This is a genomic window from Priestia sp. ABM2_011 (genome assembly GCF_056158845.1).
The window spans coordinates 563,679-586,622 of record NZ_JBSWUB010000001.1 but is presented as its reverse complement, the minus strand read 5'-3'; the positions used below and the strand labels follow the sequence as shown (position 1 = coordinate 586,622).

The following is a 22,944-nucleotide window of genomic DNA, read 5'->3' as shown; positions in this document are numbered from 1 at the left end:
TTTGTTTAACTTCTCTACATCCTTAACAATATAAGGATTTTTTTAAACAATCTTTTCTTCCTAAAAAGAAAAAAATGTTATGTAAACATATTAAAAAAGAAGCATCTTCGATGCTTCTTTTTACGTTTCTTTCTATCACTGCTATGTTCTTTTTATTAATTGGCTTCAAATGAACAAACCATCGCAGCTAGTGTTCGCACCATCACGCCTGTTGCACCTGAAGGTCCTAACTCATGAGAAGCAGCGGATGTTGCAGTTCCAGCAATATCCAAGTGAACCCATGGTGTTTGCTCTGCAAACTCACCAATAAAGGTTCCTGCCATAATTGCGTGCCCCTCCCGTCCAGGAGAGTTATTTAAATCTGCTACCTTACTTCCCCGAACACGCTTTTTGTCTCGTTCTGTAATAGGCAGCTCCCAAATCGGTTCGCCTGTCTCAATGCTCGCTTTCGCTATTTGCTGCAATAAAGCAGAATCATTCGTCATTGCCCCAGTTGTGTGTGTACCAAGAGCTACAATTACACCACCCGTTAATGTCGCCACGTCTACTAAATAATTTGCTCCATGATGCTTGGCATATGAAATACCATCAGCTAGTGCTAAACGCCCTTCAGCATCTGTGTTCAGCACTTCTATTGTCTTTCCATTCATTGCTGTAATAACATCATCTGGTTTAAAGGCACGCGCGCTAATAACGTTGTCAGTTGATGGAATGACCGCTACTACGTTTTGATGAGGTTTTAATTCTCCAATCGCTTCCATTGCACCAAGAACAGATGCAGCTCCACCCATATCTGTTTTCATGCCTACAATCCCGTCTTTAGATTTGATAGAGTAACCACCTGTGTCAAAGGTAATCCCTTTTCCTACCAACCCAATAACGTCTTCCCATTTTTCTTTACCTTGATATTTCAGCACAATCATTTTAGGAGGCTCTGCGGAACCTTGATTGACTGCGAGCAACGCGCCCATTCCTAGCGTTTCCATCTCTTCTTTTTCTAAAATTTCATATTCAAAACCATATGTATGTGCCATTTCTACTGCATAATTAGCTAAATCTGTAGCCGTTAGCATATTGCTTGGTAAGTTAACGAGGGTGCGGGCTGAGTTTGTTGCTTTCCCGTACGTATATCCAACCAACGCAGATTGTAAAACGTCTTTATAACAAGAAAACAGTTCAATTTTCTCAAGCTGCTTGTCAGGCTCATTTGATTTCTTTTTGTAGTTTTCAAACTCATACATAGCAAGCTGTTGAGCTTCTCCTAGTAAAGCTGCAGTTTCTTGCTCTGACCACTCTCCTGTATCAAATGTAGGAAGGACGACCGATGCGTTTGAAATTTTTGCTTCTTTTAACTTTTTAAATAAAAGGCCAAAGCTTTCTTTGAGCCCATTTTTAGTTAACGCTTGCTTTCGTCCGAGCCCTACAAAATAAAGACGTTTTGCTCCTAATTTTCCTAGTGTATGAATCGTTGATATCCGCTTTTCCTGTACGCGAATATCTCCTTCCTTAATCAAATGAATGAGCTGTCCACCTAAAGCATCATCAATTTCTTTTAGAAAGCCTTCAAACTGTTGATTTTGATTAAATAACCCGATTACGAGCGCTTCTGTTTGATGATCAACACCATATGTTTCTACGTGCGAAAACATAAAATTCCTCCCTTTTACGTATAGATATTTTATTTTTATTTATCATCTGCTTTGTTTAATCTATTCAGCAAGTGGAATATATATCATATTCACCACTGTTTTCATCTATATACATATGATAGCAGAAATACAATTTTTAATCACAGTTCAAAAACCTTAGTTTCACACATATACTTTCATCTACCACTGTTTTCATCATACGGATTTATCTTTTTAGACATTTTAAGTTGAGGGAGGACATCTCAATGGAGTTATTCTCAAATTTTCCACTTTGGAGTTCATTAATCGCTATTTTCTTTGCTCAATTTATTAAGATTCCCCTTTCTTTTGTAGCTACTAAAAAAATAGACGGCAGCTTATTTTTTAGTACGGGGGGCATGCCAAGCTCTCACTCCGCAGCCGTAACTTCCTTAGCAACTGCCATTGGGCTAGCAGAAGGTCTTAAATCCCCTATTTTTGCTCTATCCGCTATTTTTGCCATCATTGTCATGTTTGATGCTAAAGGAGTAAGAAGACACGCAGGAGAGCAAGCAACAGTTTTAAATCGTTTGGTTGAAGACTTTCAGCGCGCAGTAAAAGAGGCAAAGCTGTGGACGACCAATGAAGAGGACGAAAAACAAGTGAAGCTAAAAGAACTGCTTGGGCATAAGCCTATTGAAGTTTTCTTTGGAGCCTTAACAGGAATAGCAGTTGCTTTTGTAACGTATTATGTATGGCCATAAAACATAAGAAAACACATGAAGAATGCTTCATGTGTTTCTCGTTTATTTCACCTGCTGACGAAAAACTTGCATCGATTTCTTTTCATTCAGCATTGTTAACTCTTCTTCAGTTAAACGGCCGTCTCCTGATTTGACTACATAGACGTTTAATTCTTTCTTACCCCATATGTTATACACATCAGAAACAGTTTCAAAGTATAAATCAAGATGATTGCCTTTAATAGCCCCACCTTTATCTGCTACCACTCCGTACCCATAGCCCGGAATGAACAAAATCGTGCCGATTGGAAATATGGTTAAATCAGCAGCGATGGTTGAATACAAGTCACGTTTTACTTTAACGCCCGAATATGTAATACCATACCCTGGATGATTGGGATTTTTCCCAGTTGATTCGTAACCAGCTGTGTAACCCGTAGCCAATACATTCTTAGTTGGATAACGCGACCAATCAAATGCTTCTTCAATTGTCAGACGCTCTCTGTCATTGCTAGCTGCTTCAACTCTTAGTGGTTTTAGAAATGATGGTAAGAGCCTTTCATTCATTAGAGGATGCCCTGTACTGTTTATAAAAGGCATATATTTGATGACCGTGTTTATTGGGACGCCAGTAATTGCTTCATATGTTGTAAACAGCGCTCCGACCAGTAGTAGGCACATAATGAATCGCTTTGCTATTTTTCCAATCATTGTGATTTCCACAACTCCTCTCACGAATCTATTTGTTTCCAACATAAAAACAAATTATTCGTTCGCGAGAAGAATTTACATTCAAAACATTTGGTACCCTCTTGTTCGTAAAGATTTAATGGTAATACCTGAAGCTAGTGCACCTATAAAACCAGCCATTAAAATCGCAATGTCAGCTGTGGCTAAAGATAGCACTTTTGTACCTAGCTGCTGAAAGGAGTGAGCGGGATGTTGAATGTAATCAACCGCTCTTACATCATCAATAATAAGAATAAAAATTACGGGATAAATAATGGCCATAATCCAAGACATGCGAAGCAGCATATTCAACAAGAAACCGATTCCAAAAAACAACACAAAAAACAACAAGATGGAGATAATTAGGACAGGCACACTCATTTCCATTGCTTTTCGCCTCCGTTACTCTTTATACTCTCAGTTTACTTAAGAGTAATCAAGGCGTCAATCACAGAAAAGTAAGTTAATACCAAAAAAAGCAAAAGGTTTGAAGACCTTTTGCTTTTTGTTTTAAAAGAAATTAAATTTTCCCTTTTTCAATACAAGACCTGCTCCGCCTTGAAGGAAAAGCGAGCGATTATCAACAACTTTTTTCATAAAAGATGCGCTTGAACCAAATAGTTTTCGACCGTATACAACGCCAATTGCGTCATCATGCCCTAACGAACATACCGTTCCTTTAATATCTGGTTTGAACTCGCTTAATTCTTTTTGCCCTTTCATCAAACGGCTAATATTTTCAGCGCAGGTACCGCCTTGTTGCATAGCGATTTGAGCTGTTGGCGGATAAGGACGTTCTGTTTCTGGGTTAATCATTAGTGAACAATCTCCAATAACAAACACATCTTCATGCCCTGGTGCCAGCAAGCTATTGCTTACTTTTACACGTCCGCGCATGTTCTCAAATCCAGCTTTTTCAATTAAATGACTGCCTCGAACACCTGCAGCCCATACAACTGTTGCTGATTTGATTTCTTCCACTTGGTCATCTTTTGATACAATAATTCCTTCTTCTGTACACTCTTTAATCGCTGTTCCAATCTTGAACTCGATTCCTTTTCGTTCTAGCTGTGTTACCGCATATTCTACAAGTTCCGGATCAAAACCTGGCAAGGCCGTAGGCGCTGCTTCTACACAAATAACGCGTACTTTTTCACGCGGGATATCAAACTCTTTGCAAAGCTGAGGGACTCGATTTGCTAATTCTCCCACAAATTCAATGCCGGTAAAGCCAGCACCTCCAACAATGATTGTCAGAAGTTCGTCTCTTTTTTCCACTTCATTGTTGTACGTCGCAAACACATAATCAATATGCTCACGAATTTGACGTGCTGCATTAATGCTCGTAATGGTAAATGCATGTTCTTTTAAACCTTTAATTCCGAAAGTTTCTGCTTCGTACCCTAAAGCAACAACTAAATAATCGTACGTTAGCTCACTGTTTTCAAGAAGAACACGCTTTTCATCTAACTTAATATCTACGACCGTGTCTTTAATAAATGTAACCTTATTCGTGTTAATTAAATTTTTAACAGGAACACGAGAGCGATCTTGATGAATTGTACCTGCCGATACTTCATGAAGCCATGTCGTTTCGTAATGGTAATCGTTTTTATTTACCAAAACAATTTCCGCATCACTAGCACCCAGTTTCTTTTGTAAATTAACAATTGTCATAATGCCGCCATACCCGGCACCCAAAATGACGATTTTAGGCTTTTTCATAGGAATGTCATCCACCTTTTTTAGTTATAGTCACAAGTATGTCTTACAAATATAATGATAAGAGCAATTTTATTTGGTTTGCTTTTTTATGTTAGTTTGAGCAAGAACGATCATCGCTATCCATTTATTATTCATATAAGAAAAATAATGTGAATCACTTCACGTTCTTTTTTAAAAAAATACATTTTTTCTTTTTCAAAAAAATGTAAGCATAAGTCCTAGCTTGATTTACACAAACATCTTATGCTTTTTTCATCGGTTTTTCAACCCTTCACTTTGTATTTACAAGCTTTTAAATTTTCAATTACTTTCCTGTATACCCAGTTTTATATTTGACCAAAACGTGTGGTTATGTTAATGATTGCAAATACTGATCTTTAAGCTGAGAAAGTTTCTCAAACATTCCAGCGTGTTTTAATGATATTTTATAATTTACTATGCTATCATAAAGTAGAATATGCATTGGCACAGAACAATCTAGAGGTGATTATAAATGAAAGAAGATAAACAAGTATACGATATTACCATCATCGGAGGCGGCCCTACAGGCTTATTTACAGCATTTTATGGCGGTATGCGTCAGGCGAGCGTAAAAATTATTGAAAGCTTACCACAGCTCGGTGGACAGCTTTCTGCTTTATATCCTGAAAAATATATTTATGACGTAGCTGGGTTTCCAAAAGTACGTGCTCAAGAATTAGTCAATAACCTAAAAGAGCAAATGGATCAATTTAAACCTGCAGTTGCACTAGAGCAAGCAGTAGAAAAGGTAGAAAAACAAGCGGACGGTGTATTCCGATTAACTACTAATTCTGAAGTCCACTATTCAAAAACAATTATTATTACGGCTGGAAACGGTGCATTTAAGCCCCGTAAAATTGAGCTAGAAAACGCAGAACAGTTTGAGCAAACGAACCTTCATTATTTTGTGGATGATATGAATAAATTCAAAGGCCGCAAAGTATTAGTATGCGGGGGTGGGGATTCGGCTGTAGACTGGTCTCTTATGTTAGAGCCGATTGCAGAAAAAGTAACGTTAACGCATCGCCGAGACAAGTTCCGCGCTCATGAACATAGCGTAGAAAACTTGCATAATTCATCAGTTGATATTAAAACACCATATGTACCGGTTGAATTTATTGGAGATGACCGTATTACACAAGTTGTGTTAGAAAATACAAAAGGTGAAGAAAAGACAGTAGTAGACGTAGATGATGTTATTGTAAACTTTGGATTTGTTTCTTCTCTAGGTCCAATTAAAGAATGGGACTTAGATTTAGAGAAAAATGCAATTGTTGTTAATTCAAAGCAAGAAACAAATATTCCTGGCATCTATGCAGCAGGTGATGTCTGCACATATGATGGAAAAGTAAAACTCATCGTGGCAGGATTTGGCGAAGGTCCGACTGCCGTTAATAACGCTAAAGCATACATTGACCCAAAGGCTCGCTTACAGCCTATGCACAGTACGTCAATGTTCTCATAAAAAAGCAGGCTCTCGCCTGCTTTTTTTCATTGCTGGATTGGTGTAACCATTCGATGAATGATTTCACTCATCATTTCTGCATCACTGCTTATTAAACAGATTTCATAAAAGGAATGGTTTCCTTCTTGACTAGTTACGCTCATTCTGTAGGCCTTCAAGCCTTCGAGCTTGCTTAAATATTTTACTACCTCTGATTGACCGACAATACGTTCAACCAGCAGAATATGCTCTCCTTCCACTGCTCCATAGCTTTCGGCCAGAGATGCATTAGCATTTTCATAATAGCGAATGTAAGGTTCAGAATGGTTAAGAGGCGCAGAGGACGAGTTTTGATGACAGACTTCACCTGAGGAAAAAGGCAAATGTTGAACAAATAAATGCGATTCACTGAAGTGAATACTTTTTGCATCCTTAGACTCCATTTTCCTATTTTCAAGTTTTAACCAGTTTATAAACCCCTTCCATAGAATAGGCAGGGTATTTTTTTTACGAAAACTTCCATAACCTCCTACTTGTTCCGCGTCGTAACGAGTCGCATCTATCAAATCCGTTCATCTCCTCTTTTTTATTGAGTATAAAAAAGACTGATTATTTGGTCAATAAGTTTGGTAGATGATGTAACATACAAAAATTTCTCACTAAAAAAGCTTTCTTCACCAGATGAGGTGAAGAAAGCTTTTTTATAAAAATATACTTAGCACTCTTCAGGAGCACCTGCGTTGCTTGCTGTACGGAAAGAAGAGCCGCAGCCGCATGCTGCAATGGCGTTCGGGTTATCAATTGTAAACCCTCCGCCTAGCATAGATTGCTTGTAATCAATTTTTACATCTTTTAAAATTGGAGCACTTTCGCTATCTACAAGAATCTTAATGCCATGTTGTTCAAACAGCGTATCGTTTTCATTTACTTCGTGTGCAAAACCCATGCCGTAAGAAAGACCTGAGCAGCCTCCTCCATTCACAGTAACACGTAAATAAGCATTTTCTTCTTCATGTTCTTTCATCATATCTTTTATTTGAAAGCTTGCAGCTTCTGTAATTGTTAGGATATCTTGACTCATTTTTAAACAGACCTCCTTTTTTGTTTAGTATACGACGAAATGTCTGTGACGACAAATCGTCTGCTTCTTCATTTTTAATAATAATACATGCCGTCGCAAATCACATTGGCTGGACCTGTCATTAACACATTGCCTTTATTTTGCCAAACAATCGTTAAATCTCCTCCAGCGAGGTGTACAACAGTAGGCACATCTTTTTTCGTCTTCTCATTTAACACAGAAGAAACAACAGCAGCGCATGCTCCTGTCCCGCATGCTTGAGTGATACCCGAACCTCTTTCCCATACGCGAAAGTTCAGCTCTCTTTCGTTCACTACCTCGACAAATTCAACGTTCACTCCTTCTGGAAAACGCGCATCTTTTTCAACTACCGGACCTAGTGTAGTAAGAGGCGCTTGTTCAATATCATTTACATAAAAGACGACGTGAGGATTTCCCATTGATACAGCCGTCCCTTTTAACCGTTCTTTTCCAAATTCCATCTCTTCATCAACAACTTGGTATTGGCTTGCTCCCGTCATTGGAATTTGTTCTCTAGCTAAAATAGGCTCTCCCATATCGATTGTTACTTCTGGAACTTCATTTCCCTGCGGATGCACCGTTGCTTCTACAACTCCAGAAAGCGTTTCGATAAAAAATCTTTCGCTTGTTACTAAATTATGTTCGTATGCATATTTAGCTACACATCTTAAACCGTTTCCGCAGTTTTTTGCTTCCGAGCCGTCATTATTAAATACGCGCATTTTCACATCTGCGCGTTCAGATGGACAAATAAGAATCATTCCATCCGATCCGATTCCCGTATAAACATTTGAGACTTTTACAGCAAGCGGTGCTAACTCTTGCTCTTCTATATGTTCTTCAAACATATTTACGTAGATATAGTTGTTGCCAAGTGCATGCATTTTTGTAAACTGAAATTTTTTCATATTATCACCCATTATTTTTTTATGTAGCTCTAGTATAAAGTGATTCTCTTTTGTACACAATAATATCATCCCCCGTTTTTTTAGCTCCTTAATCATAAAGATTAAGGGGTTTTTTTATTTTGTTCTCCTTTAGAGTATTAAAAAACAAAAGAAGCTTTATGATTACAAAAAGGATGGTTAAAGCGCATATATTTGCGCAAAAACGCATAAAAAAGCACGGCAAGACTAGCCATGCTTACATCATCTATTCTATTAGCCTCATGTCCCTCTCCTGCTAAAAAGAGATACGACAGCGGGGATAGTTTAAAACATTGGGTTTTCTTCTAAATGAATGTAGATATTATCTACTAACTGTTCAGGTGTTTCCGCCGTAACAATCTCTCCATTTACCAAGGCAAATAAAGATTGTGAACATTTCCCGCAATAACCTAAACATCCGTATTCAATAATATCTAGATTTGGATCTTTTTCAAGCTTTTCTAAAGCTGCTTGAGAACCGCTGGCTAAATTGCTAACGCAAAATTCAATAATTGGCTGTATCACGTTTTTTCACCTCTCTACTATTAGTTTATCCTATCTCCTTTCATTTTCAACGTCAACTTTAGAAATTCACGTTCATTTCGCGCGCGTTTTTTAGCTTTATAGACTTTTTTCAAAAACGCATAAATAAGCTTTATTACGTGGATAGCTTGAAATTATGTTGAAACATATTGTGGTTTTTTATTAATTTAGTTATACTTTTATGTATAGAAAACCAAACGAGGTTATATTAAATTATTATTTAAGTAAAATATGTTATCTTATATAGCCTTTCATATCTTTTTGGCAACCATCCTTATTAACGGTAATTTGTACCCTCCTATTCTTAAAAGCAAGAATAATAGAGAGAAAACAAAAATGCATGAAGCTAAAGGGGAAATTCACATGAAGAACCTTGTCATACTGGGCGGCGGATACGGTGGTATGCGCATTTTGCAGCGCCTTTTTCCGAATCAATTGCCTAACGATGTAGAAGTAACGCTTATTGACAAAGCACCTTATCACTCACTAAAAACTGAATTCTATGCACTTGCAGCTGGAACAATCTCTGATCAACATGTCCGTGTTGCTTTTCCTGAACACCCTCGCTTAAAAATCCGCTACGGCTGTGTAAAACGAATAGACCTGAAAGAGAAATGCGTCTATGTGGATGATCAAATGATCGCTTACGATGACCTGATTGTAGGACTCGGATGCGAAGATAAATATCATGGAGTTCCCGGAGCTCTTGAGCATACATACAGCATTCAATCCATTGATGCTTCACGAGCAACTTATCAGACATTAAACAACTTACCGGCCCACGCTACTGTTTCAATTGTCGGAGCTGGATTAAGCGGAGTAGAACTGGCAAGTGAGCTAAGAGAAAGCCGCCCGGATTTAAAAATCATCTTATTTGACCGCGGTAAATTAATTTTATCTGCTTTCCCAGAACGTTTAAGCAATTACGTTCAAACTTGGTTTACTTCAAACGGTGTCGAAATTGTAAATAGTGCTAATATTACAAAAGTAGAACCGAACATTCTTTATAATCATGATGAGCCCGTTCAAAGCGATGCAATCGTGTGGACAGCAGGCATTCAGCCAAATAAAGTGGTACGCGATTTAGACGTGGAAAAAGATCCTCAAGGACGCGTCGTATTGACAAAATACCATAACTTGCCTGACGATGAAAATGTCTACATTTTGGGTGACTGTGCAAGCCTACCGCACGCCCCAAGTGCTCAGCTTGCAGAAGGTCAGGCTGAACAAATTGTGCAAGTGCTTCTTCACCGCTGGAAAGGCGAAGCGCTTCCTGATGAATTGCCAACTATTAAATTAAAAGGCATACTTGGTTCATTAGGCAAAAAGCATGGGTTTGGCTTAGTTGCCGAACGTCCGATTACAGGACGCGTAGCTCGATTATTGAAATCAGGTATTCTTTGGATGTATAAACACCACAGTGGATAAAACAAAAGCCGTTAGATGACTGACAATCTAACGGCTTTTTTCGTTATGATGCGCGGAAACCATACTTCTCCATTTCCTCAAATACGCGCTTTAATTTCGGATTGCCTTCCCCAACAATTTCTCCATTAATGACCACTACAGGATAGAATAAATCTTCTTCAATCACACGCTTGGCAAAAGCTGCTTTTTCCGTATCGTATGCGGCTCGTTTATATCTACATACGTGATAGCAAACGGTTGGTTCGGATATTTACGAGAAATAGCTGCCTCTAGCCAATCATAGGTGGCTTTTGAAGACGGCAGGTTAACACAGCTTGCACAAACAATTTCAGCTCCATAAATACACACTTCTACCTCAGTTGACTGCATAGCACATCCCCCTTGAATCTTTACATATAAACTGTACGATTATTCACACTTTTACTTCATTATGAATACTATTTTACACAAAACTGATTCATTGCACATCTTTTTCTTTTAAGGTAACATTACGATGTATACTCCAATAGATTTTTCATGAAAGACCGTTTATAATAAGAGTAGAAGAAAGGAGTCGATAGTTATGTCAGAAATGCACGAGCAAGTTCAAGAAGTATTAGAAAAACTTCGTCCGTTTTTACTTCGCGACGGTGGAGACTGTGAGCTAGTAGACGTAGAGGATGGTATTGTAAAATTACGTCTTTTAGGCGCTTGCGGAAGCTGCCCAAGTTCAACAATTACGCTAAAAGCTGGTATCGAACGTGCCCTTTTAGAAGAAGTACCTGGTGTAGTTGAAGTAGAACAAGTATTCTAATCTCTTTGATTTTATTATAAAAGCAACCTCCCATTTTATTGGGGCTTGCAAATGAAAAATCCTCATTCAAATGAATGAGGATTTTTTTATTAGCTCGTTGTGACTTCAGCTTCTACAAATACACCTTTGCGGTCAATTTGTAAAACATCTATTTCACAGTTCGGCAGTAAAGCATACATATGTTCAGCAATCGCTTTTCCTTTTCCTTTTGGTGCTAAACATAATACACTCGGACCGGCTCCGCTTAGTGACACACCGTATGCGCCGAGAGCTTTTGCTTCTTTTCGCACAAGAGAAAGCTCTGGCACGAGTCTCATACGATAAGGTTCGTGATATAAATCTTTCTCCATAAATTCGCCTACCAGAGGTAAATCTTTATTTAACAGAGCTGCTACTAGCATGTTGCCTATTGCTCCAGCTTCTACTGCATGGCGATAATTAATATCGGAAGGCAGCACATCACGGGCATCCGTTGTTTTTAATTCATATTCTGGAATAGCCATCACAATATCGACATCAAATTCAGGTATTTGAGCAATATATGTTTCCTTTTCATGATGGTAACCAACAACGATGCCGCCGTAAATAGACGGGCTGACGTTATCGGGATGTCCTTCCATTAAGCTGCTGATGCGAAGCTTTTCTCTTTTTGATAAACGCAAGTCACACAGTACATTGGCCAGCTCGATTCCAGCTACGATAGCCGATGCACTGCTTCCAAGTCCCCTTGCTAACGGAATATTGCTCCAAACATTGACCTTCGCACTTGGAAGATCAATGTTAAATTGACGAGCCACGTCTTGTGCCACTTCATACATTAAGTTATCTGTACCTGTAGGAATACTTTGCACTTCTTTCGTTTCAGGGATAAAAACCCATTCGTCATGACGCTCTACTGCTAATCTTAAGTAGCGGGATAAAGCCACTCCAATGGAATCAAATCCTGGCCCTAAATTAGCAGAGCTAGCTGGGACCGTAATGACAAAACGCTCATTTTCTAGCATGAAGCAACGACACCTTGGATATACTCAAATACCTTTTCTTCATCATTTGGTAAAACCACTGGCTTTACGTTATGAGCATCGATTGCTACATTTGGATCTTTTAATCCATTACCTGTTAGTACAGCTACAACCGTTGAACCTTTTGCAATTTTACCAGAAGCTACATCTTTAAACACACCAGCAATTGAAGCGCAAGAACCTGGCTCTGCAAATACGCCTTCTTTGCGTGCAATTGTACGATATGCTTCTAAGATTTGTTCATCTGTCACTTCATCAATTTTTCCGTTTGATTCTTTTGCTGCGTTTACAGCATAATCCCAGCTTGCTGGATTTCCGATTCGAATAGCCGTTGCAATTGTTTCTGGATTTTCGATAACTTGATTACGCACAATCGCCGCTGCACCCTCTGCTTCAAAACCATGCATGTGAGGAAGAGACGTTTGGTGACGCTCACTGTATTCTTTGAATCCTTTCCAGTAAGCTGTAATGTTCCCTGCGTTCCCTACCGGAATAGCTAAAACATCAGGCGCTTTTCCAAGCTGTTCACAAATTTCGAAAGAAGCTGTTTTTTGCCCTTCAATACGGTATGGGTTTACAGAGTTTACAAGTGCAACAGGTGATGTTTCACTTAGCTTACGAACCATAGAAAGCGCTTGGTCAAAGTTTCCTTCAATTGCTACAATTTCTGCACCATACATAACAGCTTGAGCTAATTTCCCCATCGCAATTTTTCCATTTGGAATAACAACGATACAGCGCATGCCAGCGCGTGATGCATAAGCTGCTGCAGCTGCGGATGTGTTACCTGTAGATGCACAAATAACCGTATTGCTTCCTTCTTCTTTTGCTTTGGCTACAGCCATTACCATTCCGCGGTCTTTAAATGACCCCGTTGGATTTAGCCCTTCTACTTTTACATGTAAGTCAATGCCTAGCTCTTTTGATAAATGAGCAAGATGAATTAAAGGCGTATTTCCTTCATGTAGCGTAAGCATAGGTGTTTTCTCTGTTACAGGTAAAAATTCTTTATATTCAGCTAATAGACCTTTCCACATCATACTGTGCCAACTCCCTCTACGCGGTAACTGCTTTTTACATTTTCTACAATTGGTAAATCCCGAAGCTGCTGAAGGATTTCCTCATAATCTTTTTGAGATGTTTTGTGTGTAACAACAACAATCTCAGCTAATTCGCTTCCTTTCACAGGAAGTTGGATAATTTTTTCGAAGCTCACGCCACGCTCTGAAAATAGTGTTGTTAATTTTGCAAATGCGCCAACTTGATCTTTAACATGAATACGTAAGAAATGCTTTGAGAACATTTCATCTTCTGCTTTTAACTGTTTTGGATACTGAGGTGTTACCGCACTTTTACCATTCACACCTAAACGCATGTTTTTCATAACGCCTACTAAATCGGATACGACAGCAGTGGCAGTTGGCAGGCTTCCTGCCCCCGGTCCGTAGAACATCGTTTCTCCAACAGCTTCTCCGTATACATACACAGCATTGTACTCATCGCTTACGGAAGCAAGGGGATGTGTATCTGCTAAAAGAGTTGGCTGAACACTAACTTCTACATTGTCGCCGTCACGATGTGCATATCCAATCAGTTTCATCGTATAGCCTAATTGTTTACTATATTGCAAGTCTTCTTCCGTTACTTCTGTAATACCTTGAACACGAACATCGTCCAAGTCAATTTTCATTGAAAACCCTAGTGTAGCCAAGATTGCCATTTTGCGAGCAGCATCTAAACCACCTACGTCAGAAGTTGGATCAGCTTCAGCATATCCTAAATCCTGCGCTTCTTTTAACACTTCATCATAAGCGCTTCCTTCTTTTGTCATTTTCGTTAAAATGAAGTTTGTTGTTCCATTGACAATTCCCATCATTTTGGTAATACGATCAGATGCTAACCCATCTGCTAATCCACGAAGAATTGGAATACCGCCTGCTACACTTGCTTCATAAAATAAATCACAGTTGTTTTCAGAAGCTACCGTTAACAATTCTGAGCCGTAAACTGCCATTAAATCTTTGTTTGCCGTTACCACATGCTTTTTATTACGAAGGGCTGTTAAGATATAATCCCTTGTTTCTTCAACTCCACCCATTACTTCAATGACAACGTCAATCTCCGCGTTATGTAAAACGTCTTCAACATTCGTTGTTAATCTATCTTCACTAATTTCTACGTCACGCTTCTTATCAATATCTTTAACTACTACTTTTTTAACTTCTACTGGACACCCGACTTGATGACTTAATTTGTCCTGATGATTTTCAATAATTTTGACTACTCCGCTTCCTACCGTTCCTAATCCTAATAATCCTACTGAAATACTTTTTGTCATATTCCTCACCTCTGTGTTCTTTCTACGTATACATTTGTTCTCTTATAGAGGACATTATAGACCTTATTTTTCTTTTTTACAAGGTTTACTGGACATCTTTTCTCGTAAACTTGTTAAAAAAATTGGTATATAAAGATAAATGTAAATTTTTAAAATATTTCATTTTATTATCATAACATGGCTACCACTGTTTTTTAATAAAAAAAAGACAATTTCACCGAAATGAAATTGCCTTTTTCCATTATGATTTTTTCGCAAACGCTTCTTTATTTACAATTGTAATAGGAGACTCTTTTGTGAGCACTGCTTTAATGTTTTTTACGCATAAAGAAATCATTTCCGTGCGCGTTTCGATACTCGCACTGCCGATGTGAGGAAGCGCTACAACATTAGGCAATTGAAGAAGAGGGTGAGAAGCAGAAATAGGCTCTTGATCGAATACATCCAAGCCAGCTCCGGCAATTTCACCTGATTGAATCGCATTTAACAATGCTTGCTCATCAACCACTGCTCCTCTTGAAGCATTAATAAAAATCGCTGTTGTTTTCATCTGTTTAAATGCTTCAGCATTAAATAAATGTTTGGTTTCGTCCGTTAACGGTGTCAAACAAACAATAAAATCAGATCGCTCAAGCAGCTCATTTAACTCACAGTAAACTGCATCGAGCTTTTGTTCTGCTTGGAGGTTGCGGCTCCGATTGTGATACAAGATTTCCATATCAAAACCTGTAGCACGTTTCGCAAGCGTCTCTCCAATTTTCCCCATTCCAACAATACCTAATGTTTTATGGTGAACATCTCTACCCGCTAACAAAAATGGGCTCCAGCTTTTCCACTGATTTTCTTTTACGTATTCAGCAGCTTCTACTAAACGTCTAGCTACACTCATTAACAAACCAAACGTTAAATCCGCTGTTGTATCAGATAAAACATCGGGTGTATTAGAAACGATAACTCCGCGTTCAGTTGCCGCTTCTATGTCAATATTATCGAATCCGACCGCTAAGTTAGCTACAAGCTTTAAATGAGGAGCTTGCGTAAGCAATTCACTGTCAATACGGTCTGAAAGCATTGTTAATAGAGCATGTGCGTGCTTAGCTTTTTCACAAAGCAGCTCATGAGGGACTGCCTCATCTTCTTTATCCCACATTTCCACATTCGCTACTGCCTTTAAAGGTTCAATTAATTCATTCGGTATTTTTCTCGTAATAAATACAAACGGCTTGTCCATATGTACGCCACCTCTTTATCCTTTTTAAACTGCATGCACAAAAACAAAATAGAAAAACGGGTTTGGATTATCCAACACCTATTTTTCTATTTTATCATATTCTATAGTAATCGCTTTTTAATGAATCCATGTTAATTCAGGAATGTGATAACGAGACGTTGAAATGCCTACCGACTGGTAAAAGCGCTTCAGAAAAGCTTCGTAGTGAGAAGAATGAGCTAATACTCCTTCAAGCTTCTCATAATACTTTTGTTTTTCCCGCTCATCTTGTACACTGTAGTATCCTTCAATGACCTCAAAATAATGAACGGGAAAAAGAAGTCTAGCATATAACAGTCTCCATGAAAAAGAAGAAAGTGGATTTACCTTTTCGTATTCACTTAAAAACTGATGCATGTGCCTTTCATCGACAGCGTATGTTAATAAATATTGTTCCCTTATATATTCAGCTATATCTCTGCTAGGGTGATCGAAAACCCAGTCTGCCGGGAGCTTGTAAACGTGGTCTTCCCCCCATGTTTTTTGGCCGAACCGATGATGACAAATCGTCGCAGCGTCAACTGACCGGGGCAAATCGTCAATTTCCGTGTCTACTAGGTATTGAATAGCATTTTCCGTTAATCCTAGGTAATAAGGAAAAGTTTCTAAAAAACGTTTTTCCATCTCTTGATTAGGTAAAGCACGTAATCTTCCATACCAAAATTGCTCCATCTGGTCGAGACGCTTCTCCCACATGGACTTCCATTGCCCTAGCCGGTTTGCTTTTTCCACTTCATAAGGAAACAGCCTCCCTTTTTGATGAAAAACAGCTAGCTCGTGCCCAGGTGAAAAATTGGGGTTTTTCTCTTCCGCAAGACATCGGCAAATGATAAATTTTTCAGTTTCAGTTTCTGTAATCATTTCTCCATTTAAATTAGGCATAAATGTTGCCACATGGCGATCACCTTGGCCCATCAGAAATTGACTCATTTGATATAGTTCATTTAACTCGTCTTGTTCCATTTGCTTTACATTAATGATTGTATATAAAATATCTCGATACTGAAAACCTTCAAATTTACCAACGGGCATAAATTCATTTGGACGTAATCCGTAATGCTCATAAATGGTTTGTATCATTTTAATCCCTCTCTTCATTCATTCAAGAAATTATATGATGGAAAACAACATTACTTGTCATAATATTTACGGAGGAATGAATAGATTAGAAATACACCATTTATAGTTATTTACTCCGGGTTAGTAGTATGAAACAACTTTAGACTTAAAAATATATAGAAAACAGGTGATGATACTTGGAGAAAAAACATACACAAAGTGAATTAGAAAAAAAAGCAAGAGAATGGTTAATAGAACGCGGCGTGGCTCTTACAGACATTGCTGAACTGGTCTATTACTTGCAAAAAAAGTATCACCCAAACTTAACAATCGAAGACTGTTTATATAACGTTGAGCGCGTCATTTCTAAACGAGAAGTTCAAAATGCTATTTTAACGGGTATTCAACTAGATGTCCTCACGGAAAAAAAAGTGATTGAGCCGCCTCTGTTGGATATTCTTGAGAAAGATGAAGGTTTATACGGTATCGACGAAATTTTAGCATTATCGATTGTAAATGTGTACGGATCAATCGGCTTTACCAATTACGGGTATATTGATAAACAAAAGCCGGGTATTTTAGAAAGATTAAACGATAAATCTACTGGAGAGTGCCACACTTTCTTAGATGATTTAGTAGGCGCAATTGCTGCCGCTGCTTCTAGCCGGTTAGCGCATCGGGCTGCCAGTCAAGAATAGGTTTTAAAAACAAAAAAAGCTGTCAATTGACAGCTTTTTAAATTCGCTCCATCCACTCTTTTAGTGAATCTACCGTATAAGTTGGCTTTTTCTCATATCCTTCTAGTAACTCTCTTGTTGTTACCCCTGTATGGACTAATAATGTATCTAAGCCTGCATTCATCCCTGCTAAAATATCTGTATCATAGTAATCACCAATCATGATTGTTTCTTCTTTTGGCGTACCGATGACTTCAAGGGCTTGCTCCATAATAATACTTTCTGGTTTACCAATAAATACTGGATTTGTTTGAGTAGAAACCGTAATAACGGACGTGATAGATCCATTACCAGGCAGTAAGCCTCTTTCAGTAGGAATCGCAATATCTCCGTTCGTCGAAACAAAAAAGGCGCCGTTTCGAACGTTTAAACATGCTTTTGCTAATTTTTCATATGTAATTTCCTGATCCAAACCAACAACTACGAAATCCGTATCTTCCTCTTCAATGGTAAATCCTTTTTCAAGCAACGCATGTCGGATTCCTTCTCCACCAATTACATAAGCTGAAGCGTTTGCTTTGCGTTCATGCAAATAATTAGCTGTTGCCTGGCTCGTTGTAAAAACTTGCTCTTCTGTTGCAGGAATGCCAAATGCCTCTAGCTTTTCAGCTACTTTATCGGGCGTTTTTGTTGAGTTGTTTGTTACAAATAAATAAGGAATTCCTTTTTCCTTTAATTTAATAACAAAATCACGCGCCTCGGCAATTAACTCTGTTCCTTTGTACATGGTTCCATCTAAATCAATCAAATATCCTTTATATTCCTTCATGTTGTGTGATCTCCTTTCAAGTCTCATACTTGAAATCATAGCTTATTTTTTATACAACTACAAATTGCTTGCCTTTAGTTACGAAAAGCAGACACAGGTCCTAACTCTGTCTCTAGATATGTCCTTACGCGCTCTGAAAATGCTGCCAGTACGTCTTTATGCTGCATCACTTTTTGATAAATATCCTGATGATTAACATCCACATATTCTTGAACAAGGCTTTTACGCAATTGAACAATCTCTTTTAATGGTGTTTCTTCCTCTTTTTTAACCACTTTCTCATCAACTAAAATGTCAATGATATCATCGTAACTGCCTGGGTCTCTCATAATAAAACCATCAATCATTGCATTTCCTACATCTAAAACGTTTTCAATTAAAAGATGTACAATTCTCTCTAATGCCTTTTTCTCTATTTCTGTGTTCCAGCTCGAATGCTCAGCAAACAAACGAACGTGTTCATCAAAAAAAACAAGCGTGGCTTCTATTTTTTCACGATCTACAAAGTACATATTATTTCCTCCCTAGTTGTCAGCTCTGTATAAATCTTCTTTCATAAACAAACGGGGTTCCTGTTCTATTTTATCATGACCCATTATCCATTTGATAAATTCATTTTTGTTTTTGACCTTATTTGATATGATACAAATACAACCTATGAAAGGAGTATACCTATGAGCGAACGCTTTTATCTATATGACGATGTCGTCTCTACAAAGACCCGGTTTGTCAGCTTTATGGGCGAAAATCAACGATTTGATTTAGCTATTATCCAAACCGACCGTTATTATGGCAAACAAGTTGTTCTTGATATTCAAGGAGGACGCTTTGCCATTATTGGACAAGATGACCTTGAAGAACCCCACTATCTTGAAGAAGTATTTAAACTAAACAGCGAAGATGGTCAGGAACTTCGCGAATTTTTATATGAAATCATCTAAAAAAAAAGGCAGCGTGAAGGACAATTAGTGTCTTCGGCTTGCCTTTTTTTACTTATGGACTTTTTTTAAGACAAAATACGCACAGCCAAAATTACAATATTCATGTAAATAATCTTGAAGCGTACTAATCTTCGTATCATACGTTGCCTTCTGGTTACGATCATCAAAAAAGCCTCGCAGTCGAAGCTGATTGTATCCCCAATCTCCCACAATATAGTCATAGCGGCTCAGCACGTCGATAAAGCGACCTCTAAACGCCTCTTCATTAAATGCCTCGCGCTCATCTTTTAATACTTCATAACAAATATTATTGATACAGACCATTGCTCACACCTCTTCTCTTAAAATTTACCATACCATAATTATGATGATGAAACCATCAATTAACATGAAATTTTTCACGTATAAGCAGCACTCTAATCCTGTAGGAGTTTTATCGGTATACCTACTGATCTTTTATGCTCCACATGAAGGTTCGCCGGTTTACCTGGCGTACGATATTTAACTACAGGAGGTGGAAATGGTGAAGAAATCTATTCTTGGAATCGCTTTAATAACAAGTATTTTAACCATTGGCTGTCAAAATAAAAACACAGCTGAAAATGAAAATTTATCACCAAACAACCCAGATGCCATTAATGTAAACGAGCCTAATCATTATTATAATCCAAATAATAATAGCGGCACAAATTATGGATATGTCCGATACACTAAAAACACAAATGAACAAAGTTCCAATATGAACCAAGTAGGAACATTTAACCGAGAGGAAGCAGCTGACAATATTAGTAAACTGAGCACCGCTATCCCAAATATTAAACAAGCCGCTACGCTAGTAACGGATAAAGATGTGCTTGTTGCTTATAAAACAGATGCTAAAAACAGGAATAACGCAGCCGATCAGGTAAAACGTACAGCTATGTCTGTAGTCCCTCGTTATTATCATGTATACGTCTCAGATAATCCGAAACAGATGGACCAAATCGAAAATATCAGTGAAATGAATACACAAACAAATGATGCTAGAAAACGAATCGATGCTGTTATTCAACAAATGCTAAAATCTCCCCAAGGGCGTAAAATGAACGGCGGAGAAGATGCAAATGGAAGAGAGAAAAACGAATTGAATGAACCGATGACGGACAAAGATATGGTGGAATAGACAAAAAAGTTGAGACGTAACTAAAAGAATGTAATCGAAAGACGAAGAAATGAGACACATGAGCTGAACCGCTTGTGACACCGCAGTTGATTTCCGTGCAAGGCTTCGCTTTCCGCGGGCGGGCGCTGAGCCTCCTCGTCGCTTGCGCTCCTGTGGGGTCTCACCTGTTCCGCTGTTCCCGCAGGAGTCTTCGCCTTGCCCTCCAATCAACTGCTAGAAGGAACAAAACAGATAAATTTCACGTTAACCGTAACAAAAAAACGAACCACTAATCAAACAGTTTGATTAGTGGTTCGTTTTTCACTTCGGCTAAACGACTTTTGTTCCAGCCTCTTTTTACCTTATTTACTTTCTTGTGCTTTGTTTTTGGCAGCAGCGTTAACTTGCTCATCTGCATGGTAAGAAGAACGTACAAGAGGACCTGCTTCGACATGGCTGAATCCTTTTGATAATGCAATTTCTTTTAGCTCTTCAAACTCATTTGGATGGTAATATTTCTGAACTTTTATGTGCTTTTTAGTTGGCTGTAGATATTGGCCTAGCGTCATAATATCTACATTGTTCGCACGCAAATCATCCATCGTTTCAATAATTTCTTCTTTTGTTTCTCCTAGACCAAGCATAATACTTGATTTTGTAGGGATATCCGGCTGCATTTCTTTTGCACGGCGAAGGAACTCAAGAGAACGCTCATATTTAGCACGAGCACGAACACGAGGCGTAAGGCTGCGTACTGTTTCAATATTATGGTTTAAAATATCAGGACGTGCGTCCATTACAATACGTAAGTTCTCTTCCACACCGCCCATATCAGAAGGCAATACTTCAATTGTTGTGAATGGATTTTTACGACGAATCGCACGAATTGTTTCAGCTAATACGCTTGCTCCTCCGTCTTTTAAATCATCGCGAGCTACTACTGTGATAACCGCATGTTTTAAGTTCATTAGCTGAACAGAATCTGCTACGCGTTCTGGCTCTTCTAAATCTAATTCTGTTGGTAAACCTGTCTTAACCGCGCAAAAACGACAGGCACGTGTACATACTTCTCCTAAAATCATAAAAGTTGCCGTACGACGAACAGCCCAACACTCATGAATATTCGGACATCTTGCTTCTTCACAAACTGTATGAAGGTTTTTTTCACGCATCATTTTCTTTAAGCCTGTGTAATTTTCGTTTGTGTTTAGCTTAATCTTCAGCCACTCGGGTTTGCGGACATGCTCTTCTTTTGTTGCCATATTATCAACTCCACCAATCTAGAAAATGTCTATAACCTATATGCTTAATTTTAACTACATATTAAAAACATAACTATATGTCACTTTATCATAAAAAAGTGAGATTCGACAAGTTGTCTGCTCTTTATTTTCCTCAGTTTTCTTCTATTTTCCATCCGAATGTGTGCGTTTTCATCCTCCGTATAATTTCCATTTATCTTCTGAATAAAATTCTTTTAAAAAGTTTTGAAGCGATTTCCATTAATTAATATTTATGAAATCTTTTTTCTCGCTGCAAACTAGTGTTACACACTATTTTTAGAAAGGGGGAAACACGATGCGCAAAACGATTATCTTACTTTTTATGTTCATGTCTATATTCACAGGATGGCACCACGTAACAGCTGAATCTTCAGCAGATCAAGAAAAAATGCTTATTCAAAAGAGATTAGAGCTGTATAACCAAATGGAAGCCGCTACTACAATTCCTTGGTATTACTTTGCTGGGATTGACCAGTATGAACGAAATATTCGACGCTCTCATAAAGATATTCCAAGAGAAAAAGGTGCGATTGCCATTTATTATCCTCCAGAAAAATGGTCAGGTTCTTTAAATCCAAATTTGGAAGATACAAACCCACTTACTATTTCTCTTCTCGGGGGAATGGGTAAAGATGGGAACGGAGACAAAAAAGCAGACCAATTTAATGATGAAGATATGCTTTTTACCATGGCAGATTATATTCGGACGTTCGGGGTGTCGGAAGACTATATTAAAATTGCGCTTTGGAACTATTATCACAGGGCTAAAGCGGTTGATATTATTTTAGGGAATGCTAAAATTTTTCGCCATTACGGTCGCATTGATTTAAAAGGTTCTTCATTTCCTGTCCCTCTCCGTGCGAACTACAGTTATCGCAGTACATGGGGAGATGCGCGCGGCTGGGGTGGAAAACGAATCCATGAAGGAACAGACATTTTTGCAGATTATGGAGTTCCAGTAAAATCCCCTTGCTATGGCATTATTGAGCTTAAAGGATGGAATAAATATGGAGGCTGGCGAATCGGTATTCGTGACCTTCATAATAACTATCACTATTTAGCTCATTTAAGCGGATTTGCAAAAAATTTAAAAGTAGGACAAATTGTAGAACCAGGAACACTTATTGGCGGAGTAGGAAGTTCAGGTTATGGACCTCCTGGAACTTCTGGGAAATTCCCTCCTCACTTGCATTACGGAATGTATAAAGATAACGGCAAAAATGAGTGGTCGTTTGACCCATATCCTCAGTTAAGAACGTGGGAAAGAAATGATCGTTTAGAACTAAAGAAAAAATAAAAAAACAGGAAGCTAATGCTTCCTGT

25 protein-coding genes and 1 pseudogene are annotated in these 22,944 nt (G+C 38.3%); 8 read left to right on the top strand and 18 right to left on the bottom strand.

Going from position 1 to position 22,944, the window contains the following annotated elements; all coding sequences use genetic code 11:
- Window positions 1-155: 155 nt before the first annotated feature.
- Window positions 156-1,649 carry a leucyl aminopeptidase gene (locus ACXAE4_RS03115; RefSeq protein ID WP_033580459.1) on the bottom strand — a complete coding sequence of 498 codons (1,494 nt, stop codon included), beginning with the start codon at window positions 1,647-1,649 and terminating at the stop codon, window positions 156-158.
- Between the two features lie 245 nt (window positions 1,650-1,894).
- Here ACXAE4_RS03115 and ACXAE4_RS03110 point away from each other — a divergent pair, with 245 nt between their 5' ends.
- Window positions 1,895-2,371, top strand: coding sequence for a divergent PAP2 family protein (locus ACXAE4_RS03110; protein WP_013085319.1), 477 nt, complete (start codon window positions 1,895-1,897; stop codon window positions 2,369-2,371).
- Window positions 2,372-2,413: 42 nt separating this feature from the next.
- Here the strand turns inward: ACXAE4_RS03110 and ACXAE4_RS03105 are convergent, their stop codons facing one another.
- The 3 genes from ACXAE4_RS03105 to ACXAE4_RS03095 all read right to left on the bottom strand — a co-directional run bounded on the left by ACXAE4_RS03105 (window position 2,414) and on the right by ACXAE4_RS03095 (window position 4,804).
- Window positions 2,414-3,061, bottom strand: coding sequence for a 3D domain-containing protein (locus ACXAE4_RS03105; protein WP_033580458.1), 648 nt, complete (start codon window positions 3,059-3,061; stop codon window positions 2,414-2,416).
- Between the two features lie 81 nt (window positions 3,062-3,142).
- Window positions 3,143-3,466: a YuiB family protein gene (locus ACXAE4_RS03100; RefSeq protein ID WP_033580457.1), complete on the bottom strand. Its 324-nt coding sequence runs from the start codon at window positions 3,464-3,466 to the stop codon at window positions 3,143-3,145.
- A 123-nt stretch (window positions 3,467-3,589) separates the two neighbouring features.
- On the bottom strand, window positions 3,590-4,804 hold the full coding sequence (locus ACXAE4_RS03095; protein WP_033580456.1) for an NAD(P)/FAD-dependent oxidoreductase: 1,215 nt from the start codon (window positions 4,802-4,804) through the stop codon (window positions 3,590-3,592).
- A gap of 493 nt (window positions 4,805-5,297) precedes the next feature.
- On the opposite strand from ACXAE4_RS03095, the gene ACXAE4_RS03090 reads away from it, so the two are divergent.
- Window positions 5,298-6,290: an NAD(P)/FAD-dependent oxidoreductase gene (locus ACXAE4_RS03090; protein WP_013059618.1), complete on the top strand. Its 993-nt coding sequence runs from the start codon at window positions 5,298-5,300 to the stop codon at window positions 6,288-6,290.
- A 26-nt stretch (window positions 6,291-6,316) separates the two neighbouring features.
- Here the strand turns inward: ACXAE4_RS03090 and ACXAE4_RS03085 are convergent, their stop codons facing one another.
- From ACXAE4_RS03085 to ACXAE4_RS03070, 4 genes are all read right to left on the bottom strand, one after another.
- Window positions 6,317-6,835: a hypothetical protein gene (locus tag ACXAE4_RS03085; protein WP_063248387.1), complete on the bottom strand. Its 519-nt coding sequence runs from the start codon at window positions 6,833-6,835 to the stop codon at window positions 6,317-6,319.
- Between the two features lie 149 nt (window positions 6,836-6,984).
- A complete protein-coding gene (locus tag ACXAE4_RS03080) occupies window positions 6,985-7,350 on the bottom strand; it encodes a HesB/IscA family protein (RefSeq protein ID WP_025752687.1) in 366 nt (121 codons plus the stop codon).
- A gap of 74 nt (window positions 7,351-7,424) precedes the next feature.
- Window positions 7,425-8,279, bottom strand: a complete 855-nt coding sequence (gene dapF, locus ACXAE4_RS03075) for a diaminopimelate epimerase (RefSeq protein WP_063248452.1) — start codon at window positions 8,277-8,279, stop codon at window positions 7,425-7,427.
- A gap of 303 nt (window positions 8,280-8,582) precedes the next feature.
- Entirely contained in the window at window positions 8,583-8,822 is a 240-nt protein-coding gene (locus tag ACXAE4_RS03070) for a YuzB family protein (protein ID WP_033580454.1), read from the bottom strand.
- A 381-nt stretch (window positions 8,823-9,203) separates the two neighbouring features.
- Between ACXAE4_RS03070 and ACXAE4_RS03065 the strand changes: the two genes are divergently transcribed.
- Window positions 9,204-10,268, top strand: coding sequence for an NAD(P)/FAD-dependent oxidoreductase (locus tag ACXAE4_RS03065; RefSeq protein WP_028412619.1), 1,065 nt, complete (start codon window positions 9,204-9,206; stop codon window positions 10,266-10,268).
- A 43-nt stretch (window positions 10,269-10,311) separates the two neighbouring features.
- Here ACXAE4_RS03065 and ACXAE4_RS03060 read toward each other — a convergent pair.
- Window positions 10,312-10,637: pseudogene (locus tag ACXAE4_RS03060) on the bottom strand (YuzD family protein).
- Between the two features lie 193 nt (window positions 10,638-10,830).
- Between ACXAE4_RS03060 and ACXAE4_RS03055 the strand changes: the two are divergent.
- Window positions 10,831-11,061: a NifU family protein gene (locus tag ACXAE4_RS03055; RefSeq protein ID WP_013059625.1), complete on the top strand. Its 231-nt coding sequence runs from the start codon at window positions 10,831-10,833 to the stop codon at window positions 11,059-11,061.
- An 89-nt stretch (window positions 11,062-11,150) separates the two neighbouring features.
- On the opposite strand, the gene thrB is transcribed toward ACXAE4_RS03055, so the two are convergent.
- The 5 genes from thrB to yutH all read right to left on the bottom strand — a co-directional run bounded on the left by thrB (window position 11,151) and on the right by yutH (window position 16,771).
- Window positions 11,151-12,065, bottom strand: a complete 915-nt coding sequence (gene thrB / locus ACXAE4_RS03050; RefSeq protein ID WP_028412621.1) for a homoserine kinase — start codon at window positions 12,063-12,065, stop codon at window positions 11,151-11,153.
- Window positions 12,059-13,120: a threonine synthase gene (thrC, locus tag ACXAE4_RS03045; RefSeq protein WP_025752680.1), complete on the bottom strand. Its 1,062-nt coding sequence runs from the start codon at window positions 13,118-13,120 to the stop codon at window positions 12,059-12,061. Before thrC ends, thrB begins: the two co-directional genes overlap by 7 nt.
- Window positions 13,120-14,421, bottom strand: coding sequence for a homoserine dehydrogenase (locus ACXAE4_RS03040; protein WP_014457900.1), 1,302 nt, complete (start codon window positions 14,419-14,421; stop codon window positions 13,120-13,122). Before ACXAE4_RS03040 ends, thrC begins: the two co-directional genes overlap by 1 nt.
- Before the next feature lie 241 nt (window positions 14,422-14,662).
- Complete coding sequence (locus ACXAE4_RS03035) at window positions 14,663-15,652, bottom strand: 2-hydroxyacid dehydrogenase (protein ID WP_098112219.1); 990 nt, start codon at window positions 15,650-15,652, stop codon at window positions 14,663-14,665.
- Window positions 15,653-15,769: 117 nt separating this feature from the next.
- Window positions 15,770-16,771 (bottom strand): spore coat putative kinase YutH, encoded by a 1,002-nt coding sequence (gene yutH / locus ACXAE4_RS03030; protein ID WP_028412623.1) that lies wholly within the window; start codon window positions 16,769-16,771, stop codon window positions 15,770-15,772.
- 176 nt (window positions 16,772-16,947) lie between these two features.
- Between yutH and ACXAE4_RS03025 the strand changes: the two genes are divergently transcribed.
- The gene (locus ACXAE4_RS03025) at window positions 16,948-17,448 is read left to right on the top strand and encodes a phosphatidylglycerophosphatase A family protein (protein WP_013059631.1); all 501 of its coding nucleotides are present in this window, start codon (window positions 16,948-16,950) and stop codon (window positions 17,446-17,448) included.
- Window positions 17,449-17,485: 37 nt separating this feature from the next.
- Here the strand turns inward: ACXAE4_RS03025 and ACXAE4_RS03020 are convergent, their stop codons facing one another.
- On the bottom strand, window positions 17,486-18,256 hold the full coding sequence (locus tag ACXAE4_RS03020) for a TIGR01457 family HAD-type hydrolase (RefSeq protein WP_013059632.1): 771 nt from the start codon (window positions 18,254-18,256) through the stop codon (window positions 17,486-17,488).
- 74 nt (window positions 18,257-18,330) lie between these two features.
- Window positions 18,331-18,768: a DUF86 domain-containing protein gene (locus ACXAE4_RS03015; protein WP_013085332.1), complete on the bottom strand. Its 438-nt coding sequence runs from the start codon at window positions 18,766-18,768 to the stop codon at window positions 18,331-18,333.
- Between the two features lie 162 nt (window positions 18,769-18,930).
- On the opposite strand from ACXAE4_RS03015, the gene ACXAE4_RS03010 reads away from it, so the two are divergent.
- A complete protein-coding gene (locus ACXAE4_RS03010; RefSeq protein ID WP_033580450.1) occupies window positions 18,931-19,197 on the top strand; it encodes a DUF3055 domain-containing protein in 267 nt (88 codons plus the stop codon).
- A gap of 48 nt (window positions 19,198-19,245) precedes the next feature.
- Here the strand turns inward: ACXAE4_RS03010 and ACXAE4_RS03005 are convergent, their stop codons facing one another.
- Window positions 19,246-19,521, bottom strand: a complete 276-nt coding sequence (locus ACXAE4_RS03005; protein ID WP_013059635.1) for a YutD family protein — start codon at window positions 19,519-19,521, stop codon at window positions 19,246-19,248.
- Between the two features lie 196 nt (window positions 19,522-19,717).
- On the opposite strand from ACXAE4_RS03005, the gene ACXAE4_RS03000 reads away from it, so the two are divergent.
- Entirely contained in the window at window positions 19,718-20,359 is a 642-nt protein-coding gene (locus tag ACXAE4_RS03000; protein ID WP_033580449.1) for a YhcN/YlaJ family sporulation lipoprotein, read from the top strand.
- 341 nt (window positions 20,360-20,700) lie between these two features.
- On the opposite strand, the gene lipA is transcribed toward ACXAE4_RS03000, so the two are convergent.
- Complete coding sequence (gene lipA, locus ACXAE4_RS02995; RefSeq protein ID WP_013059637.1) at window positions 20,701-21,600, bottom strand: lipoyl synthase; 900 nt, start codon at window positions 21,598-21,600, stop codon at window positions 20,701-20,703.
- A 316-nt stretch (window positions 21,601-21,916) separates the two neighbouring features.
- Here lipA and ACXAE4_RS02990 point away from each other — a divergent pair, with 316 nt between their 5' ends.
- Entirely contained in the window at window positions 21,917-22,918 is a 1,002-nt protein-coding gene (locus ACXAE4_RS02990) for a M23 family metallopeptidase (RefSeq protein ID WP_028412626.1), read from the top strand.
- Window positions 22,919-22,944: the final 26 nt, after the last annotated feature.

Bases quoted from the DNA above. Each gene is read 5' to 3' on its own strand.
- ACXAE4_RS03115 (WP_033580459.1), bottom strand. From the start codon at position 1,649: ATGTTTTCGCACGTAGAAACATATGGTGTTGATCATCAAACAGAAGCG.
- ACXAE4_RS03110 (WP_013085319.1), top strand. From the start codon at position 1,895: ATGGAGTTATTCTCAAATTTTCCACTTTGGAGTTCATTAATCGCTATT.
- ACXAE4_RS03105 (WP_033580458.1), bottom strand. From the start codon at position 3,061: ATGATTGGAAAAATAGCAAAGCGATTCATTATGTGCCTACTACTGGTC.
- ACXAE4_RS03100 (WP_033580457.1), bottom strand. From the start codon at position 3,466: ATGGAAATGAGTGTGCCTGTCCTAATTATCTCCATCTTGTTGTTTTTT.
- ACXAE4_RS03095 (WP_033580456.1), bottom strand. From the start codon at position 4,804: ATGAAAAAGCCTAAAATCGTCATTTTGGGTGCCGGGTATGGCGGCATT.
- ACXAE4_RS03090 (WP_013059618.1), top strand. From the start codon at position 5,298: ATGAAAGAAGATAAACAAGTATACGATATTACCATCATCGGAGGCGGC.
- ACXAE4_RS03080 (WP_025752687.1), bottom strand. From the start codon at position 7,350: ATGAGTCAAGATATCCTAACAATTACAGAAGCTGCAAGCTTTCAAATA.
- dapF (WP_063248452.1), bottom strand. From the start codon at position 8,279: ATGAAAAAATTTCAGTTTACAAAAATGCATGCACTTGGCAACAACTAT.
- ACXAE4_RS03065 (WP_028412619.1), top strand. From the start codon at position 9,204: ATGAAGAACCTTGTCATACTGGGCGGCGGATACGGTGGTATGCGCATT.
- ACXAE4_RS03055 (WP_013059625.1), top strand. From the start codon at position 10,831: ATGTCAGAAATGCACGAGCAAGTTCAAGAAGTATTAGAAAAACTTCGT.
- thrB (WP_028412621.1), bottom strand. From the start codon at position 12,065: ATGCTAGAAAATGAGCGTTTTGTCATTACGGTCCCAGCTAGCTCTGCT.
- thrC (WP_025752680.1), bottom strand. From the start codon at position 13,120: ATGTGGAAAGGTCTATTAGCTGAATATAAAGAATTTTTACCTGTAACA.
- ACXAE4_RS03040 (WP_014457900.1), bottom strand. From the start codon at position 14,421: ATGACAAAAAGTATTTCAGTAGGATTATTAGGATTAGGAACGGTAGGA.
- ACXAE4_RS03035 (WP_098112219.1), bottom strand. From the start codon at position 15,652: ATGGACAAGCCGTTTGTATTTATTACGAGAAAAATACCGAATGAATTA.
- yutH (WP_028412623.1), bottom strand. From the start codon at position 16,771: ATGATACAAACCATTTATGAGCATTACGGATTACGTCCAAATGAATTT.
- ACXAE4_RS03020 (WP_013059632.1), bottom strand. From the start codon at position 18,256: ATGAAGGAATATAAAGGATATTTGATTGATTTAGATGGAACCATGTAC.
- ACXAE4_RS03015 (WP_013085332.1), bottom strand. From the start codon at position 18,768: ATGTACTTTGTAGATCGTGAAAAAATAGAAGCCACGCTTGTTTTTTTT.
- ACXAE4_RS03010 (WP_033580450.1), top strand. From the start codon at position 18,931: ATGAGCGAACGCTTTTATCTATATGACGATGTCGTCTCTACAAAGACC.
- ACXAE4_RS03005 (WP_013059635.1), bottom strand. From the start codon at position 19,521: ATGGTCTGTATCAATAATATTTGTTATGAAGTATTAAAAGATGAGCGC.
- ACXAE4_RS03000 (WP_033580449.1), top strand. From the start codon at position 19,718: ATGGTGAAGAAATCTATTCTTGGAATCGCTTTAATAACAAGTATTTTA.
- lipA (WP_013059637.1), bottom strand. From the start codon at position 21,600: ATGGCAACAAAAGAAGAGCATGTCCGCAAACCCGAGTGGCTGAAGATT.
- ACXAE4_RS02990 (WP_028412626.1), top strand. From the start codon at position 21,917: ATGCGCAAAACGATTATCTTACTTTTTATGTTCATGTCTATATTCACA.